Source organism: Streptomyces sp. NPDC044063 (assembly GCF_056434285.1).
The window spans coordinates 240,017-255,366 of sequence record NZ_JBWKFM010000002.1 but is presented as its reverse complement, the minus strand read 5'-3'; the positions used below and the strand labels follow the sequence as shown (position 1 = coordinate 255,366).

General features: G+C 73.3%; 13 protein-coding genes. 8 read left to right on the top strand and 5 right to left on the bottom strand.

Translation table 11 applies throughout. From position 1 onward, the window contains the following. Positions 1 to 13 precede the first annotated feature (13 nt). Positions 14 to 1,240 (top strand): FAD-dependent oxidoreductase, encoded by a 1,227-nt coding sequence (locus AC07BS_RS04735; protein ID WP_478930208.1) that lies wholly within the window; start codon positions 14 to 16, stop codon positions 1,238 to 1,240. A 116-nt stretch (positions 1,241 to 1,356) separates the two neighbouring features. Next, positions 1,357 to 2,220 carry an Fpg/Nei family DNA glycosylase gene (locus AC07BS_RS04730; RefSeq protein WP_478639850.1) on the top strand — a complete coding sequence of 288 codons (864 nt, stop codon included), beginning with the start codon at positions 1,357 to 1,359 and terminating at the stop codon, positions 2,218 to 2,220. Positions 2,221 to 2,248: 28 nt separating this feature from the next. Here AC07BS_RS04730 and AC07BS_RS04725 read toward each other — a convergent pair whose 3' ends face one another. Continuing rightward, entirely contained in the window at positions 2,249 to 3,703 is a 1,455-nt protein-coding gene (locus AC07BS_RS04725) for an amino acid permease (protein ID WP_478639853.1), read from the bottom strand. Between the two features lie 121 nt (positions 3,704 to 3,824). After that, positions 3,825 to 6,182 carry a GH92 family glycosyl hydrolase gene (locus AC07BS_RS04720; protein WP_478930205.1) on the bottom strand — a complete coding sequence of 786 codons (2,358 nt, stop codon included), beginning with the start codon at positions 6,180 to 6,182 and terminating at the stop codon, positions 3,825 to 3,827. A gap of 207 nt (positions 6,183 to 6,389) precedes the next feature. Here AC07BS_RS04720 and AC07BS_RS04715 point away from each other — a divergent pair, with 207 nt between their 5' ends. Continuing rightward, positions 6,390 to 6,605 (top strand): dodecin, encoded by a 216-nt coding sequence (locus AC07BS_RS04715; protein ID WP_478639858.1) that lies wholly within the window; start codon positions 6,390 to 6,392, stop codon positions 6,603 to 6,605. Between the two features lie 12 nt (positions 6,606 to 6,617). Here the strand turns inward: AC07BS_RS04715 and AC07BS_RS04710 are convergent, their stop codons facing one another. Beyond that, entirely contained in the window at positions 6,618 to 8,150 is a 1,533-nt protein-coding gene (locus AC07BS_RS04710; RefSeq protein WP_478930204.1) for an alpha/beta hydrolase, read from the bottom strand. A 283-nt stretch (positions 8,151 to 8,433) separates the two neighbouring features. Between AC07BS_RS04710 and AC07BS_RS04705 the strand changes: the two genes are divergently transcribed. Both AC07BS_RS04705 and AC07BS_RS04700 read left to right on the top strand, forming a co-directional pair. Then, positions 8,434 to 9,519: a sensor histidine kinase gene (locus tag AC07BS_RS04705; RefSeq protein ID WP_478930202.1), complete on the top strand. Its 1,086-nt coding sequence runs from the start codon at positions 8,434 to 8,436 to the stop codon at positions 9,517 to 9,519. Next, positions 9,516 to 10,220, top strand: coding sequence for a response regulator (locus tag AC07BS_RS04700; RefSeq protein ID WP_478930200.1), 705 nt, complete (start codon positions 9,516 to 9,518; stop codon positions 10,218 to 10,220). The genes AC07BS_RS04705 and AC07BS_RS04700 overlap by 4 nt, the downstream gene beginning before the upstream one ends. Before the next feature lie 5 nt (positions 10,221 to 10,225). Here AC07BS_RS04700 and AC07BS_RS04695 read toward each other — a convergent pair whose 3' ends face one another. Continuing rightward, positions 10,226 to 11,173 carry a GNAT family N-acetyltransferase gene (locus AC07BS_RS04695; protein WP_478639865.1) on the bottom strand — a complete coding sequence of 316 codons (948 nt, stop codon included), beginning with the start codon at positions 11,171 to 11,173 and terminating at the stop codon, positions 10,226 to 10,228. 182 nt (positions 11,174 to 11,355) lie between these two features. Here AC07BS_RS04695 and AC07BS_RS04690 point away from each other — a divergent pair, with 182 nt between their 5' ends. Then, positions 11,356 to 11,556, top strand: coding sequence for a hypothetical protein (locus tag AC07BS_RS04690; RefSeq protein ID WP_478930198.1), 201 nt, complete (start codon positions 11,356 to 11,358; stop codon positions 11,554 to 11,556). Positions 11,557 to 11,572: 16 nt separating this feature from the next. On the opposite strand, the gene AC07BS_RS04685 is transcribed toward AC07BS_RS04690, so the two are convergent. Beyond that, positions 11,573 to 12,817, bottom strand: coding sequence for an FAD-dependent monooxygenase (locus AC07BS_RS04685; protein WP_478930197.1), 1,245 nt, complete (start codon positions 12,815 to 12,817; stop codon positions 11,573 to 11,575). A 168-nt stretch (positions 12,818 to 12,985) separates the two neighbouring features. Here AC07BS_RS04685 and AC07BS_RS04680 point away from each other — a divergent pair, with 168 nt between their 5' ends. Both AC07BS_RS04680 and AC07BS_RS04675 read left to right on the top strand, forming a co-directional pair. Next, entirely contained in the window at positions 12,986 to 14,638 is a 1,653-nt protein-coding gene (locus AC07BS_RS04680; RefSeq protein ID WP_478930335.1) for an APC family permease, read from the top strand. Between the two features lie 73 nt (positions 14,639 to 14,711). Next, entirely contained in the window at positions 14,712 to 15,302 is a 591-nt protein-coding gene (locus tag AC07BS_RS04675; RefSeq protein ID WP_478639871.1) for a YIP1 family protein, read from the top strand. The last annotated feature ends 48 nt before the right edge of the window (positions 15,303 to 15,350 follow it).

Here is a 15,350-nt window from a genome sequence, read left to right as displayed (position 1 = left end):
ATGTCATGCCCAGGTGTTCGACAGCGTGTGCGGCGAGCCGGAGCGGACCACCATGACCCCTGTCCTGATCATCGGCGGCGGCGTCGCCGGACCCGTCACCGCCATGGCGTTACGCCGCGCCGGTATCGAGGCGGCGGTGTACGAGGCCGCCCCGGCCGGCGCGGACGACGGGGGCTCCTTCCTCACGCTCTTCGCCAACGGGCTCGCCGCCCTGGGCGCCATCGGCGCCGACGGGCCGGTGCGCGCGGTCTCCTGCGTCGCCGAGACCGTCGAGTTCGTCAGCGACACCGGGCGCGTCCTGGGCCGGCGGCCGCTGGCCGGCTCCTGGGACACGGGGTACGGCCCCCGTACGCTGCCCCGCGCCGACCTGTGCCGGGTCCTGCGCGAGGAGGCCCTCCGCCGGGGCGTACCCGTCGTACGCGGCAAGCGGCTGACCGATGTCACCACCCGCCCCGGCGGCCCGGTGACGGCGCACTTCGCGGACGGCACCCACGCCGAGGGCTCGCTGCTCGTCGGCGCCGACGGCATCCGCTCGCGCACCCGCGCCCTGATCGACCCCGCCGCCCCCCGGCCCCGGCACACCGGGCAGATCAGCGTCTCCGGGCGTACCCGCGCCGCACCCGCCCCGGCGCCCCCGCGCACGTACCGCATGTACTACGGTCGGCGCGGCTTCCTCGGCTGCACCACGGCCCCCGACGGCACCACCTACTGGTTCGCCGACATCCCCGGCCCCGAGCTGCCCCGGCCCGTCCTCGCCGCCACCACGGCCGCCCAGTGGCGACGGCGTGTGGCCGGTGTCTTCGCCGACGACGACACCCCCGCCGCATCGCTCGTCGCCGCCACCGGCGACGACATCACCGCCATCAACGCCTTCGACATCCCCAGCACCCCCGTCTGGCACGACGACCGCGCCGTCCTCGTCGGCGACGCCGCGCACGCCACCGCGCCCAACGCCGCCCAGGGCGCGTCCCTGGCCATCGAGGACGGCGTCGTCCTCGCCCGCTGCCTGCGCGACCTGCCCACCCCGCGCCGGGCCTTCCGCGCGTACGAGGCGCTGCGCCGCGAGCGGGTGGAACGGGTGGTGGCCATGAGCGCCGCCATGGCCGACCGCCGGCCCCGCACCGCCGAGGAGCGGCGCGAACGCGACGCCGAGGTGGAGCGCCGCACGGCCGGGGACCCCCGCGCCGCCGCGCACTGGCTCACCGGCTACCGCATCGACTGGGCCGCCCGGGTGCACTGAGCCCCCTCCGCCCGCCGGCCGGTCCGCTCGCCCCCGGCCGCCCCGCACGCCCCGGCCGACCCGCTCGCCCCGGCCGCCCCGCTTGCCCGCCGCGCGCCCTGCGGCAGACTGGAGCCATGCCGGAGCTGCCGGAGGTCGAGGCCCTCGCCGGGTTCCTGACCGAGCACCTCGTGGGCCGTACGGTCGCAAGCGTCCGGCCCGCGGCGGTGAGCGTCCTCAAGACCTACGACCCGCCGCCGGCCGCCCTCGAGGGACGCGCGGTGACGGCCGTGCGCCGGCACGGGAAGTTCCTGGACGTGGCCACCGGCGACGGCCCCCACCTGGTCTTCCACCTCGCCCGCGCGGGCTGGCTGCGCTGGCGGGAGAGCCTGCCCGAGGTGCCGCCCCGGCCCGGCAAGGGGCCGCTGGCGCTGCGGGTGCGGCTGACGGACGGCGCGGGCTTCGACCTCACCGAGGCGGGCACCCGCAAACGGCTGGCCGTGTACTGCGTGCGCGAGCCGGCGGAGGTGCCCGGCATCGCCCGGCTGGGCCCCGACCCGCTCGCACCGGACTTCACCCGGGAGGTCTTCACCGGGCTGCTGCGCGGCGAACGCCGGCAGATCAAGGGCGTGCTGCGCGATCAGGGCGTGATCGCGGGCATCGGCAACGCCTACTCCGACGAGATCCTCCACGCCGCCCGCATGTCCCCCTTCAAGCTCGCCGCCGGCCTGACGGACGAGGAGGCGGCGGACCTCTACGAGGCGCTGCGCACGACGCTGGACGAGGCCGTCGAGCGCTCGCGCGGGCACGCGGCCGCCGAGCTGAAGGGGGAGAAGAAGACCGGGCTGCGGGTGCACGGCCGCACCGGGGAGCCGTGCCCCGTCTGCGGGGACACCATCCGCGAGGTGTCCTTCAGCGACTCCTCGCTGCAGTACTGCCCCACGTGCCAGACAGGCGGCCGGCCGCTCGCCGACCGCCGCCTGTCGAAGCTGCTCAAATAGCGCCCGGCCCACCTGGCGCCCGGCGTCCTCACGGCCCGTCGTGGTCCCGCGGAATGCCCCGGGCGTCGGCGTGGGCGAGCTCCGAGTGCTTGTAGGAGTAGGCGAAGTAGATCGCCAGCCCGATGACGAACCACACCGCGAACCGCACCCACGTCTGCCAGGCCAGATAGGTGATCAGCCAGATCGACGCGGCCACGCCGACGGCCGGCACGAAGGGCATCCCGGGGCAGCGGAAGGAGCGCGGCAGTTCCGGCTGCCGGTAGCGGAGCACGATCACGGCGGTGCACACGACGGCGAAGGCCAGCAGGATGCCGATGTTGGTCAGCTCCGCCGCCTCGCCGATCGGCACGAAGCCCGCGATGAGCGCCGACGCCACGCCGACGATCCAGGTCACCCGGGTCGGCACGTGGCGTGTGGGGTGGGTGTGGGCGAACCACTTGGGCAGCAGCCCGTCCCTGCTCATGGCGAACCAGACCCGGGTGACACCCAGCATGAACGTGAACATCACCGTGAGGATGCCGATGATGGCGCCGACCGCGATGACGTCCGCGATGCCGCTCAGCCCCACCGACTTGAAGGCCGTGGCGAAGCCGCTCTCCTTGTCGATCTCCGTGTAGTGCTGCATGCCCGTCAGCACCAGGCAGGCCAGCACGTAGAGCACCATCGAGATCGCCAGCGAGTAGAGGATCGCGCGCGGCATGTGCCGCTGGGCGTCCTTCGACTCCTCGGCCGCCGTGGACATCGCGTCGTAGCCGAAGACCGCGAAGAAGACGGTCGCGGCACCGGTGAAGGCGCCGCTGATCCCGAAGGGGAAGAAGGGAGAGTAGTTGGAGGAGTTGATGTGGAAGAAGCCCACGATGATCACCAGCAGGACCACCGCGACCTTCAGCACCACGACGACGGTCTCGAAGCGGGCCGCGTTCTTGATCCCCATGGTGAGCAGGTAGGCGATCAGCAGGCACAGCACCGCGGCGAACAGGTCCACCCGGTGCCCGTCGCCCGTCCCGGGCGCCCCCAGCATCCAGTCGGGCAGCTGGGCGTTCGTCTCGCCCAGCAGGAAGTTGATGTAGCCGGAGATGCCGATGGCCACGACCGCCACGATCGCCGTGTACTCCAGCAGCAGGTCCCACCCGATGAACCAGCCGCCGATCTCGCCGAGCACCGCGTAGCCGTACGTGTAGGCCGAGCCGGCGCGCGGGATCAGGCCCGCGAACTCCGCGTACGAGAAGGCCGCCGCCGCGCTCGCCACGCCGGCGATGAGGAACGACACCAGCACGGCCGGCCCCGCCACGCCGTTGGCGATGGTGCCGGCGAGGCTGAAGATGCCCGCGCCGATGATGCCGCCGACGCCGATGGCGGTCAGCTGCCACAGACCCAGGGTGCGGGTGAGGTGCTCGCCGTGCGCCTCGGTCTCCTCCGCCTCCTCGATCGTCTCGATCGGCTTGCGGCGCCATACGCCGTGCCCCGTCCCGAGCCCTGCCATGGCCTGTCCTCTCGTCGGCTCTGAGGGCGGCTCACCCCTGGACAAACAGCCGCGAATCACCGTCATCATGGCCGAGCCCGGGCGGCGACGGAAGGCGCCGCCCCGCACCCGCCGAGGGGGATCAGCCGATGGCGGGCGGCATCGCCCGCTCGCCCGTCCCCCAGCCGGACGGCCTGCGTCCCACCGTGAACTCCAGCCGCTCGCTCCTGCGGATGTCCTCCGTCGTCAGGTACGTGCTGTCGTGCGCGGCCCCGTCCAAGGTCACCGAGCGCACGTACCGGTCGCGGTCCGAGGTGCCCGGGGCGCTCACCGTGAAGCTCCCCGCCGGGTAGTACCGCCGGTCCAGCCGCAGCTCGACCCGGTCGAAGACCGGCGTGCTCAGCCCCCACACGTCCGTGCCCGGCTGCACCGGGTAGACACCGATGGCGGACAGCACCATCCACGCCGACATCGTGCCCATGTCGTCGTTGCCGGTCATGCCGGTCGGCGAGTCCGTGAACAGCGTCAGCGCCGCGTGCACCACGTCCGTGGTCTTCCACGGCCGGCCGGTGGAGAGGTAGGTGTACGGCGCGATGAGGTCGGGCTCGTTCTGCGGGTTGTACTTGTCGGCGTTGTAGTAGGCGTACGGGCCGTTGACCCACACCCGGCGGGCGGTGCGGGCCGGGTCGCGGAGCAGCTCGTCGTAGGCGAAGAACGAGTCCAGCCGCTTCTCCGTCGCGGCCCGGCCGCCCAGCAGCTCCACCAGACCGGGCAGGTCCTGCGGCACCAGCCACTGGTACTGCCACGCCGTGCCCTCGTGGAAGCCCGGGCTCCGGGCGGGGTCGGCCGCGCCCGTGAACGCGCCGTCGGCGCCGCGCGGCCGGAAGAAGCCCGTCTCGTGGTCGAAGAGCCTGCGGTAGTTCCGCGAGCGGGCCGTGTAGCGCTCGGCGTCGGCGCGGTGCCCCAGTTCCCGGGCCATCCGGGCGAGCGCCCCGTCGGCCAGCGCGTACTCCAGGGTGGCCGAGGCGCCCATATGGAAGTCGGAGTCTCCGGGCTTGTGCCGGGTCCGGTCGGGCAGGTACGGGACGTAACCGTCGCGGAGGTACTCCTCGTTGCCCTCCCGGCCGTTGAACGGCGAGATCGACGGCGGCACGCCGTCCGCGTTCCGCTTCAGCGCCCGGTACGCCTCCTCCTCGTGGCCGGCCAGCAGCCCTTGCTGGAAGGCGTTGGTGAGGAACGGCGTCACCGGGTCGCCGGTCATGATGTTGGTCTCGACCGTCCCGTAGCCCCACTTGGGCAGCCAGCCGGCCTCCGCGTCGATGCGCAGCACCGACAGCGCCATGTCCCGCGACTCGCGCGGCGCCAGCAGGGCCAGCAGCTGCGCCTGGGTGCGATAGGTGTCCCACAGCGACCAGTTCTGGTAGTACGTGAAGTTCTTGGCGCGGTGGATCCGCTCGTCCCAGCCGGTGTACCGGCCGTCGGTGTCGCTGCCGACGGTCGGGGCCAGGAACGAGCGGTACAGCGACGAGTAGAAGGTCCGCCGCAGGGTACGGGAGCCGCCGTCGGTCGTCACCTGGCGCAGCCGCCGCTCCCAGGCGTCGCGCGCCGCCTCGGCCGTGCGGTCGAAGCCGTCCTCCTCGGCCCGGAGGTTCCCGGCCGCGCCCGCCGCGTCGACGTAGCTGATGGCCGTGGTCGCCTCCACCACCCGGTCGCGCGTGGTGTCGAAGCGGACCCAGGCGCCGTTGCGCTCGCGCGACGTGGACGACCGCGAGCCCCGGGAGAGGGTGTCGCCGTTCCAGGTGCCGAAGGACGCGAACGGCCGGTCGAAGCGGGTGAGCGTGTGGACGGTGTACGGCCGGGTGTCCTGGCAGAAACCGCGCCCGGTGATGGTGGTACGCACGGTGCGGTCGTCGAGGACCTCGACGCTGCTGGACACCGTCCGGTGCAGCGCCTGGCCGGTGTTCAGCAGGACGTTGGCCTTCTCGGTGGCCGGGAAGGTGTAGCGCTGCCGCCCGGTGTGGGTGGTGGCGGTCAGCTCGGCGGTGATCTTGTCGTCCGTCCCCAGCCGTACCCGGTAGTAGCCAGGCCGGGCCGTCTCGTCGCGGTGACTGAAGGGCGCGGCGTAGCGGGCGTAGTCGGTGCTCCCCACCTCCCCCGTGGTCGGCAGCACGGGCAGGTCGCCGCCCAGCTTGCAGCCGACGCCGGACAGGTGGACGGCGCTGAAGCCGCGGATGCGGTCCTGCTTGTAGTCGTAGCCGGTGTTGTGCCCGGTGTCGGGGGACAGCTGGACCATCCCGAAGGGCACCGCGGCGCCCGGGAAGGTGTTGCCCTCGTTCTGGGTGCCGATGAACGGGTTGACCAGGCCGGTGAGCGCCTCGGCCCGTGCCTTCGGCGGGGCCGGCGCCGGCGGCGCGAGCGCCGTGCCCCCCACGACCGCCGCCAGGGCGAGCGCCACCACGCCGGCGCGGCGCGGCAGTGGGTGAACGGTCCGTCGTCTCATGCGGCCACGCCCTTCGGCTGACGTCATGTCAGCGCCGAGGCTTGCCCGCTCCGTGAGGGGAGTCAAGGATGCGGCGGATGGTGGGCGTGGTGTTCCGGACACACGACAGGACGGACGTTCACCTGTTCGGTCCAGCGAACACCCCGCCGGCCCTCCCCGGCCCCCGCTCGCCTCGCGGCACGGCGGGGCATGGGGCACGGTGGCCTCATGTCCAACCACACCTACCGCGTGACCGAGATCGTCGGCTCCTCCCCGGACAGCATCGACCAGGCCATCCGCAACGGCATCGAGCGCGCGTCGCGGACCCTCCGCAACCTCGACTGGTTCGAGGTGACGCAGGTCAGGGGGCAACTGGCCGAGGGCGGCATCGCCCACTACCAGGTCGGCCTGAAGGTCGGCTTCCGGCTGGAGGAGGGCGCGTAGGGGGCACCCGGGTCAGGAACCCTGCGCGCGGCAGGTCAGATCCTGGGCCGGGAGCCCGCCCGTGGTCAGGTAGGCCGTGGCGGTCCGGTCCGCGCAGGAGCCGGCATCGGGGGCGTAGAGGACGCCATGGCCCTCCCCTCCCGCGACGGTGACCATCCGGGAGCCGCGCAGGGCCCGGTGCATGCCCTTGGCGGCGGCGAGGGGCGTCTGGGAGTCCCACTCGTTCTGCACGATCAGAGCACCGACCGTGTTGTCGATCGTGGTCTGCGGCTCGCTGCCCCGCGTCCAGAAGGCGCACGGCTTGATGGTGGACGCGAAGTCGCCGTACAGCGGATACCGGGCCTTGTCGCGGACCGCGTCGCGGCGGTACCGCTCGGGGTCGCGCGGCCAGGTGCGGGTATCGGCGCACATGACGGACCAGGCGGCGGAGACGTAGTTGTCGTCGCTGTTGCCGTTGCCATTGCCATTGCCATTGCCGTCGGACGTTCGCGCCCGATCGGGCGTGCCGGACGGGGCACGATTCTCGTCCTCGGCCGCCTTCTTCAGCCCCGCGATCCATTCGGCGGCATTCCGCACACGGAAGAACCTTTGACGCTCGGCGCGAATGCCGTCACCGGTGAGGGTTCCCCCCTCGAATCGGACGGGGCGGCGGTCGGCCTCGGCGACCAGGTTCCAGAAGGTCTCGCGCACCTCGGCCGGGGTGGCACCCAGGCGGTACGTCGCGTGGCGCGTGGCCGTCCATTCGGTCCAGCGCGTGAAGGCGGGCTCGCTCGCCTCCGCCATTCCCTGGAACATTCCCCGGTAGACCTGCCCGGGGTCGGTCGCACTGTCCAGGACGAACCGGTCGGCCCGCCGGGGGAACATCTGCGTATAGACGGCCCCGAGGTAGGTGCCGTAGGAGACCCCCAGGTAGGAGATCTTCTCCTCGCCCAGCGCGGCGCGGAGGACGTCCATGTCGCGAGCGGCGTTGCGGGTGGTGAGGTGCGGCAGCTTGTCACCCGCCGCGGTCCGGCACTTCTCGGCGACCGTACGGGCCCGCTCCACGTCCTTGGCGAAGTTCTCCGCCCTGTACGGAGTTTCGCTCTGTTCCTCGGCGGTCAGACCGCAGCTGACCGGCGAGCTCCGCCCGGCGCCCCGCGGGTCGAACCCGATGAGGTCGTACTGCCGTTTCACCTCCGCGGGAATCCTCATCACCGGGTCGACCGGCAGATTCAGCCCCGGCCCGCCGGGGCCTCCGGGGTTGAGCAGCAGAACGCCGCGGCGTTCGTTCCCGCCGCTCGCCTTCAGCCGGGATATCGCGATACCGAGTTTCTTTCCGCCGGGATCGCCGTAGTCCAGCGGCACTTCGAGCGTCGCGCACCGAAAGGTGTCGGGGCTTTTCGCGTCACAGCGCTGCCACGTGAGCTGTTGCCGCGTGTACGGCCGCAGCGGGTCCTCGGCCGCCGGCGTCCCGGGCCCGGCGAGGGCCGTCGCGGGCGGCAACGCCGAGACCAGAGTCGCCAGGGCACCGACGGCCAGAAGAGTTGCTGTTCGTCTGTTTCGCATGACGGCGATTCTGCTTTCCGGGTCCTCGTGCGCACATCGCGGGAAAGCGGGAAAGAGAGCTCCCCCGATCGGGGGAGGGCTCAGCTGGGCCATCCGGGCATACTGGCCGATTATGATCAAGGGAATGCGGTCGCTGTGGCGCGGCTCCTCGTATACGGGTGCGTTGTTCGCCTGGTGCGGAGCACTGGCGAGTCTTCCGCTGCTGCTTTTCGCCATGGCGCCGATGTTGATACGGCCGTCCGATCCCTTCGGAATGCGGGTCGTTCCGGTCCTGCTGATCTGGGTGGCACTGATTGGTGCCGTCGGGCTGGCCCGCACCGCGCGACGGGTGCTGATCACGTGCGCCCGCCGGATGCTGAAGGTGCCGCTGCCGGACCCCGTGGCCGCGCGTGGTGGCGCCGGCCGTTGGCGGACCCCGGTCTGGCTGCTGCTGCACGTGGTACTAGGGTGGGCGGCGGCGCTGTTCAGCGGTGCGCTGTTCCTCGCGGGGCTGACCATCCTGCTCGTCCCGGTGGACGGGTTCCGCGCGGAGGCGGGCATCAGCCTGTTCGGCTGGACGGCGCGGGCGGACGGCGGCTGGGCGAGCCGGGCGGTGGCGCTCGGCTGCGTGCTGCTGGGGGCGGCCGGGTGCGTGGCGGTGACGGGCGCTCTGCGATGGCTTGCACCCCGGCTGCTGGGACCGTCCACCGCCGAGCGGCTCGCGCTGGCGGCCGAGCGGGAGCTGCTGCTGGCCGAACGGAACCGGCTGGCCCGGGAACTGCACGACTCGATCGGCCACACCCTGACGGCGACCACGATCCAGGCCGCGGTGGCGGGTGAGGTGCTCTCCGCCGACCCGGTGGCGGCGCGGGCCACCCTGCGCAGCATCGAGGAGTCGGCCCGGGCCGCGCTGGAGGATCTGGACTACGTATTGGGCGTGCTGCGCGAGGAGGAGCCGGAGACGGCCCCGGCCCGCACCCTGGCCGACCTGCCCGAGCTCCTCGACCGGCTGCGGCACGCGGGCGCGGTGGTGGAGCCGGAGCTGTCGGGCGAACCGGAGCGGGTACGGGGCACGCTCTCCCGGGCGGCGTACCGGATCCTTCAGGAGGGGCTGACGAACGCGCTGCGGCACGGGGCGGGCGGCCCGGTCCGGGTCCGGGTGGCGGCCGCGCCGGACCTGCTGGAGATCGCTGTGGTCAACCGGACCGGGCCGGGGACGTACACGGGCACCGGCGCCGGCCGGCGCGAGGGTGCCTTCCCGACGTCGGGGCACGGACTGCCCGGCCTGACCGAGCGCGTACGGCTGCTGCACGGCGAGATCGAGGCCGGCCCGGACGGACCGGAGCACTGGCGGCTGACGGCCCGGCTGCCGGTACGGTTGCCCGCGTGATCGACTCCGACGTGGGCGACCCCGTCACCACCAGCTCCACCGGCACCCCCGTCACCCTCCTGATCGCGGACGACGACGAGGTGACCCGCGGCGGTCTGCGCACGCTGCTCGCGATGCAGCCCGGGATCGTGGTGGTCGGGGAGGCCGCCGACGGCGTCGAGGCGGTCGAACAGGCGCGGCTGCTGCGGCCGGACGTGGTCCTGATGGACGTGCGCATGCCGCGCCGCAACGGCATCGAGGCCACCCGGCTGCTGCTGGCCGGAACAGTCGAACCGCCGAAGGTCGTGGTGATCACCACCTTCGAGAACGACGACCACGTCACCGCCGCGCTCGGCGCGGGGGCCGCCGGATTCGTGCTCAAACGGTTCCCGGTCCGGCGGATCGCCGAGGCGGTGCGGGTGGTGGCCGCGGGAGAGGCGATCCTCTTTCCGTCGGCACTGCGCCGCATGGTCACCGCCCGCCCGCTGGACTCCGCCGAGGCGCTGCCGAGGGCGCGGCTGACGGTACGGGAGGAGGAGGTGCTGCGCCTGATGGCCACGGGCCTGTCCAACCCGGACATCGCGGAGTCGCTCACGGTGAGCCTGGAGACGGTGAAGACACACGTCGGGAACGTCCTCACCAAGCTCGGCGCGCAGAACCGGACCCACGCGGTGGTGATCGCGTACGAGTCCGGACTGGTGGTGCCACGCTTCACCGGCTGACGCGTTCAGTCCCGCTCCGGCGCCTCCAGCACGAGGCGGATCTCGTCGACGCGGTAGCCGGCGCGGTCGAAGGCCGCCGCCATGGGGGCGTTGACCGTGTCCGTCGTGGCGGTGATCCGGTCCGCTCCGGCGTCCGCGTGGAAGCGGGTGATGCCGGCGAGGAGTTCGCCGGCGTAGCCCCGCCCGCGGAATTCCGGGATCACGCCCAGATAGCCGACGTTGGGCCCGTACGGGGTGCGGGAGGGGATCGCCACCCCGGCGACGGCGCCCTCGGGGGTGCGGGCCAGTCGCCACCACTCCCGGGGGGCCGGGCAGCTCCGGTAGTAGTCCAGGTCGTCGCGCGCCTGGCCGTCCGGGCCCAGCCGGGCGAGCCCGCGCCGGGTGGTGACGTCGAGACTGCCCTCGGCCACGCGCCGGAAGGCGTCCACGAACACCTCGTCGTCCGGCTCCGGGTCGAGCACGAGCCGGCCGGAACGCGGGGGTACGCCGGCGGCGGGCTCCCACACGTAGCGCAGCCGCTCGTTCTCGTCCTCCAGACCGGCCCGTACGGCGGCCTCCTTCCGCCAGGCCACCGCCCCGGCCACGGCGGGCTCCTCCCGCCGGCCTCCGGGCAGCACCAGCTCGTACTGCGGCAGCCCGGTCGCCCCCGCCTCCCGGAAGGCCCGGTGGGCGGCGTCCAGGAGCCGGGCGGCCAGCGCGGCCCGGTCACCGGCCGACGGGTCGACGTGGAGGCAGTCCAGGACCAGCGGATGCGCGCTGTCGCTCCTGCCCCACCACACGGCACGGGCCACTACCTCCCCGTCCTGCTCGGCGATCCACGTCCACTCCGGGCGCACCCGCCCCTCGGCGAGCTCGGCGCGGTAACGATCGCCGGGGATCCGGCCCACCGGATCGTCACCGGCGAGGCCGGCGACCCGGTCGAGATCGGCGGGGGTGGTGGGACGCAACAGCATGCGGGCTCCGGTGATCGGCGCGTGGAGGACCGGGTGATCCTCACACCCACCGCCCGCCCCGTCCACCGGATTTCTCCCACGGACGGGTGGTCGCCGCCCAACGCGCTGACGTGATCAGGGCCGGTGCGCCACGATGCACCCCCTGGCCAGAGCGAGACACCGTGAAGTGGACGGGATGCCCCATGTCCGACATCGACGCCGGCGCCGACCCCCTCCTCAGGATCGCCGCCGCGATCGACCGCGAACGCGACCCGGCCTCCCGGGCCTGCCTGACGTGCGGCGGGCCGACCCGGGTCGTGGTCCGGGAGCAGCCGGCCCGTACGAGCACGCCGGTCATCAGCGCGGGCAAGGAGTGCGTGGTCCGGGGGTGCGTCCGTCCTTGAGGGCTCGTCGCCCGCTTCAGCGGCCCAGGGCGCTCCCTCCGAAGCCGCGCTCGCCGTCGGCCGCCTCGCGCCACCACCGTTCCAGCGACTCCTGGTCCATGGCGGCCCAGTCGGGGGTCTCCTGGACCTGTGCCCGGCCCAGCCGACGGGAGAGCTCGACGGTGGCCCGGCCGACCGGGGACCGCTCGGCGTCGTAGGCGGCCACCGCCTCGGTCCAGGTCGCGGCCCGGTCGAGGCAGCGTTCCAGGACCGTGGCGTCCTGCAGCGCCTTGACGGCCCCGCTGCCCGTATGCGGCCGGGTGAGCGAGGCCGCGTCGCCCACGAGCACCAGCCGGCCCTCGCCGTAGTGCGGGACGGCCAGGTCGTAGAGGGGCTGGACGAAGGTGAGGGAACGCGGGGTGCGGCGGAGGAACTCCCGCCAGTGGGGCGGGAAGTGGGCGTCGGCGACGGCGAAGGGGTGGGCCAGGAGCGCCTCGGCGGACGTGCCGGGCGGCAGGCTCGTCGGGTCGTCCAGGGCGAGGGGGACGGAGGCCGGCGGGGCCGCGTAGAAGACCCAGTTGGCGACCGTTCCGGTGCCGCCGGGGCCCGGTATGCGGTAGACGATCATGTGACCGCCGGGGAAGGCGATGTTGGCGGCCTCGCCCTCGGGCCAGGCCTCCGGCGGACCCGGCAGTTCCTCGGCGGGTACGGTGCCGCGCCAGGCGAGGTAGCCGGCGTACTCGGGGACGGTGGCGGCGCGGGTGGCCGCCCGGACCACGGAGCGGTAGCCGTCCGCGCCGACGACGAGGTCGTAGCGCTCCGCGCGCCCGTCGGCGGTGTGCAGCACGGCTCCGTCGGGGCCGGGCACGACGCGGGTGACCGCCGCGCCACGGCGGTAGTCGACCGACTCCGGTACACGGGCGCGCAACTCCTCCCAGAGCGGGCCCCAGTTGTACGAGCGGAAGGGGAAGGGCACGCTCCCCAGCCGCCGGCCCGCCCAGGCGTCGCCGTCCTCGGTGATCCAGACGCGGCGGGTGAGGCGCACCCATGGCATGCGCGCGTCGACGTAGCCGGCGGCCTCGAGTTCGGCGTAGCGGTCGTCGTGGACGGCGAGGCCGACGCCCCGGTCCTGGAGCCGGCCGGGCGTCCGCTCGTACACCACGACCTCGCCGGCCCCGGCCCGGGTGGCGGCGAGCGCGGCGGCGCACCCCGCGATGCTCCCGCCGACGACCGCGATCCGTCCGCCCGCCACCCGTCCGCCCGCGATCCGTCCTCCGCGCATGGCGACCCCTCTCCTTCTTCTTCCCGTGCATCTTCCCGCACATCGCGTGCACAGATCTTGACTGTCCGTCGTGCGGACCACCACAGTGCGGCGACACCCCGTGGGTAATGGACGCGTCAACGGCAGGGTGCTACGAGTGCAGTGGACGACGGGAAGGGGCTGACCGCCATGGGAGAACCGGCAGCAGGCACCCGGCACGGCCCCGGCGGGCCGGAACCGGTGGTACCGGAACAGCGGACGGCGTTCGTGCGCCGCATCGGCCTCTTCCAGGCCACCGCCATCAACATGAGCCAGATGTGCGGCATCGGGCCCTTCGTGACCATCCCGCTGATGGTGGCGGCGTTCGGCGGCCCGCAGGCGGTCACCGGCTTCGTGGCGGGGGCGGTCCTGGCGCTGGCGGACGGGCTGATCTGGGCCGAGCTGGGGGCGTCGATGCCGGGCGCCGGCGGCAGCTACGTCTATCTGCGGCAGGCGTTCCAGTACCGCACGGGGAAGCTGATGCCGTTCCTGTTCGTGTGGACGGCGATGCTCTTCATCCCGCTGGCCATGTCGACGGGCGTCATCGGCTTCGTGCAGTACCTGACGTACCTGTGGCCGGGGATGACGGCCACCCAGGGCGACGTGACGGGCCTGGTCGTCGTCGCGGGCATCGTGGCGGTGCTGTGGCGCGGGGTGGAGAACATCGCGCGGATCACGGCGGTGCTGTGGTGCGTGATGATCGCCTCGGTGGTGCTGGTGATCGCGGCGGCGTTCGGTCACTTCAGCCCGGAGCGCGCGTTCAGCTATCCGGCGCACGCCTTCGAGCTGACCTCCCATCAGTTCTGGATCGGATTCGCCGCCGGTCTGACCATCGGGATCTACGACTATCTGGGTTACAACACGGCCGCCTACATGGGCGCCGAGATCAAGGACCCGGGGCGCACCCTGCCGCGCGCGATCGTCCTGTCGATCGTCGGCATCATGGTGATCTACCTGCTGCTGCAGATCGGCACGCTGGGCGTCGTCGACTGGCGGGAGATGCTCGTGCCCGGCTCGGTGGCCGCCACCTCCGTCGCCTCGGCGGTGCTGGAGGCCTCGTGGGGCCGCGGCGCCGCGAACACCGTGACCGTGCTCATCCTCGTCACGGCGCTGGCCTCGGTGCTCACGGGGCTGCTGGGCGGTTCGCGGGTGCCCTACGACGCGGCGCGCGACAAGGTCTTCTTCCGCGCGTTCGGGAAGCTGCACCCGCGGCACCGGTTCCCGGCGCCGGCGCTGGCGACCATGGGCGTCATCACCGCGGTCGGGTTCCTGATCGGCCGTCACACCGACCTGGCGACGCTGATCCAGCTGCTGACGACGGTGATGGTGCTGGTGCAGGCGCTGGCGCAGGTGGTGGCGCTGACCGTACTGCGCCGCCGCCAGCCGGGGCTGCGCAGGCCGTACCGGATGTGGCTCTACCCGCTGCCGAGCCTGGTGGCGCTGGTGGGGTGGCTCGTCATCTACGGGTACGCGGACGAGAACTCCCCCGGCCGCCACCCCATCGAGTGGTCGCTGGCGTGGGTGGGCGCGGGCTGTGTGGCCTTCGTGCTGTGGGCGGCGTACGAGCGGCAATGGCCGTTCGGGCCGCGGGAGATCAGCGAGGAGTATCTGGACGGGGCGGGTCCGGACGCAGGGTCGGGGAGCGTACCTGACGCCGGGTCCGGTCGTGGGTCCGAGGGCCGGTCCGGCGGTGGGTCCGAGGGCCGGTCCGGTGGCGGGTCCGATGGCGGGTCCGGCCCCGGCTCCGACGCCGATCCCGACGGTGACGCCGACCCCGGCACCCGTGCGCCGTCCCCGGCCTGACGGGGCGTTCGCCGGCCGCCCGGCTCCGGCCCGGACTCCGTGGTCGTTGCCGAACGGTGATAAAACGGCACCCATGCCCTTGACCACTGCCCCGTCCCCGCCCACCCCCGCCGCCAAGCCGCGCAAGCTGCTCTGGCACCGCCTGATATTCGGGCTCTGGTACCGGCCCGTCGAGGTGCTCGACGAGGCCCGGGACCGGGGCGCGTGGGGCCCGGCGGCCTTCCTGTCGCTGCTGTGCGGGGCGCTGGGGACGCTGGCGAAGGACTCCTTCTGGGGCCAGTGGGACTTCAGTCCGGTGCTGGCGCTGGAGGCCATGGCCATCTGGTCGGTGGTCATGCTGCTGGCCAGTCTGCTGCTGGGGGCCGTCACCCACGCGATCGCGCGCCAGCTGGGGGGCAGTGGGAAGTTCGCGCCCACCACGAGCCTGTTCGTGGTCCTCTTCTGGACCAGCGACCTGCCCCGGCTCGCGCTCGACACCTGGCTGCCGGCGGGTTCGGTGCCGGTGCGCGCGGCGGCGTCGGTCACGGCGGCCTTCGGGTGCGCGCTGGCCGTGCTGCTGATACGCGGCCAGCACCATCTGCCGACGCACCGGGCCGTGGCGGCGGTGGGGGTGCAGATGCTGGCGGCCGTCGCGCTGCTGAAGTTCCCGCCCGGCAGCGGCTGACGGGCGCCCGGACGGCGAAGGCCCGCCCGGTGCGACGGGGGATGCACA

Excerpts from the sequence above, each read along its gene's own strand:
- AC07BS_RS04730 (WP_478639850.1), top strand. The coding sequence starts at position 1,357 with ATGCCGGAGCTGCCGGAGGTCGAGGCCCTCGCCGGGTTCCTGACCGAG.
- AC07BS_RS04725 (WP_478639853.1), bottom strand. The coding sequence starts at position 3,703 with ATGGCAGGGCTCGGGACGGGGCACGGCGTATGGCGCCGCAAGCCGATC.
- AC07BS_RS04720 (WP_478930205.1), bottom strand. The coding sequence starts at position 6,182 with ATGAGACGACGGACCGTTCACCCACTGCCGCGCCGCGCCGGCGTGGTG.
- AC07BS_RS04715 (WP_478639858.1), top strand. The coding sequence starts at position 6,390 with ATGTCCAACCACACCTACCGCGTGACCGAGATCGTCGGCTCCTCCCCG.
- AC07BS_RS04710 (WP_478930204.1), bottom strand. The coding sequence starts at position 8,150 with ATGCGAAACAGACGAACAGCAACTCTTCTGGCCGTCGGTGCCCTGGCG.
- AC07BS_RS04695 (WP_478639865.1), bottom strand. The coding sequence starts at position 11,173 with ATGCTGTTGCGTCCCACCACCCCCGCCGATCTCGACCGGGTCGCCGGC.
- AC07BS_RS04690 (WP_478930198.1), top strand. The coding sequence starts at position 11,356 with ATGTCCGACATCGACGCCGGCGCCGACCCCCTCCTCAGGATCGCCGCC.
- AC07BS_RS04685 (WP_478930197.1), bottom strand. The coding sequence starts at position 12,817 with ATGCGCGGAGGACGGATCGCGGGCGGACGGGTGGCGGGCGGACGGATC.
- AC07BS_RS04680 (WP_478930335.1), top strand. The coding sequence starts at position 12,986 with ATGGGAGAACCGGCAGCAGGCACCCGGCACGGCCCCGGCGGGCCGGAA.
- AC07BS_RS04675 (WP_478639871.1), top strand. The coding sequence starts at position 14,712 with ATGCCCTTGACCACTGCCCCGTCCCCGCCCACCCCCGCCGCCAAGCCG.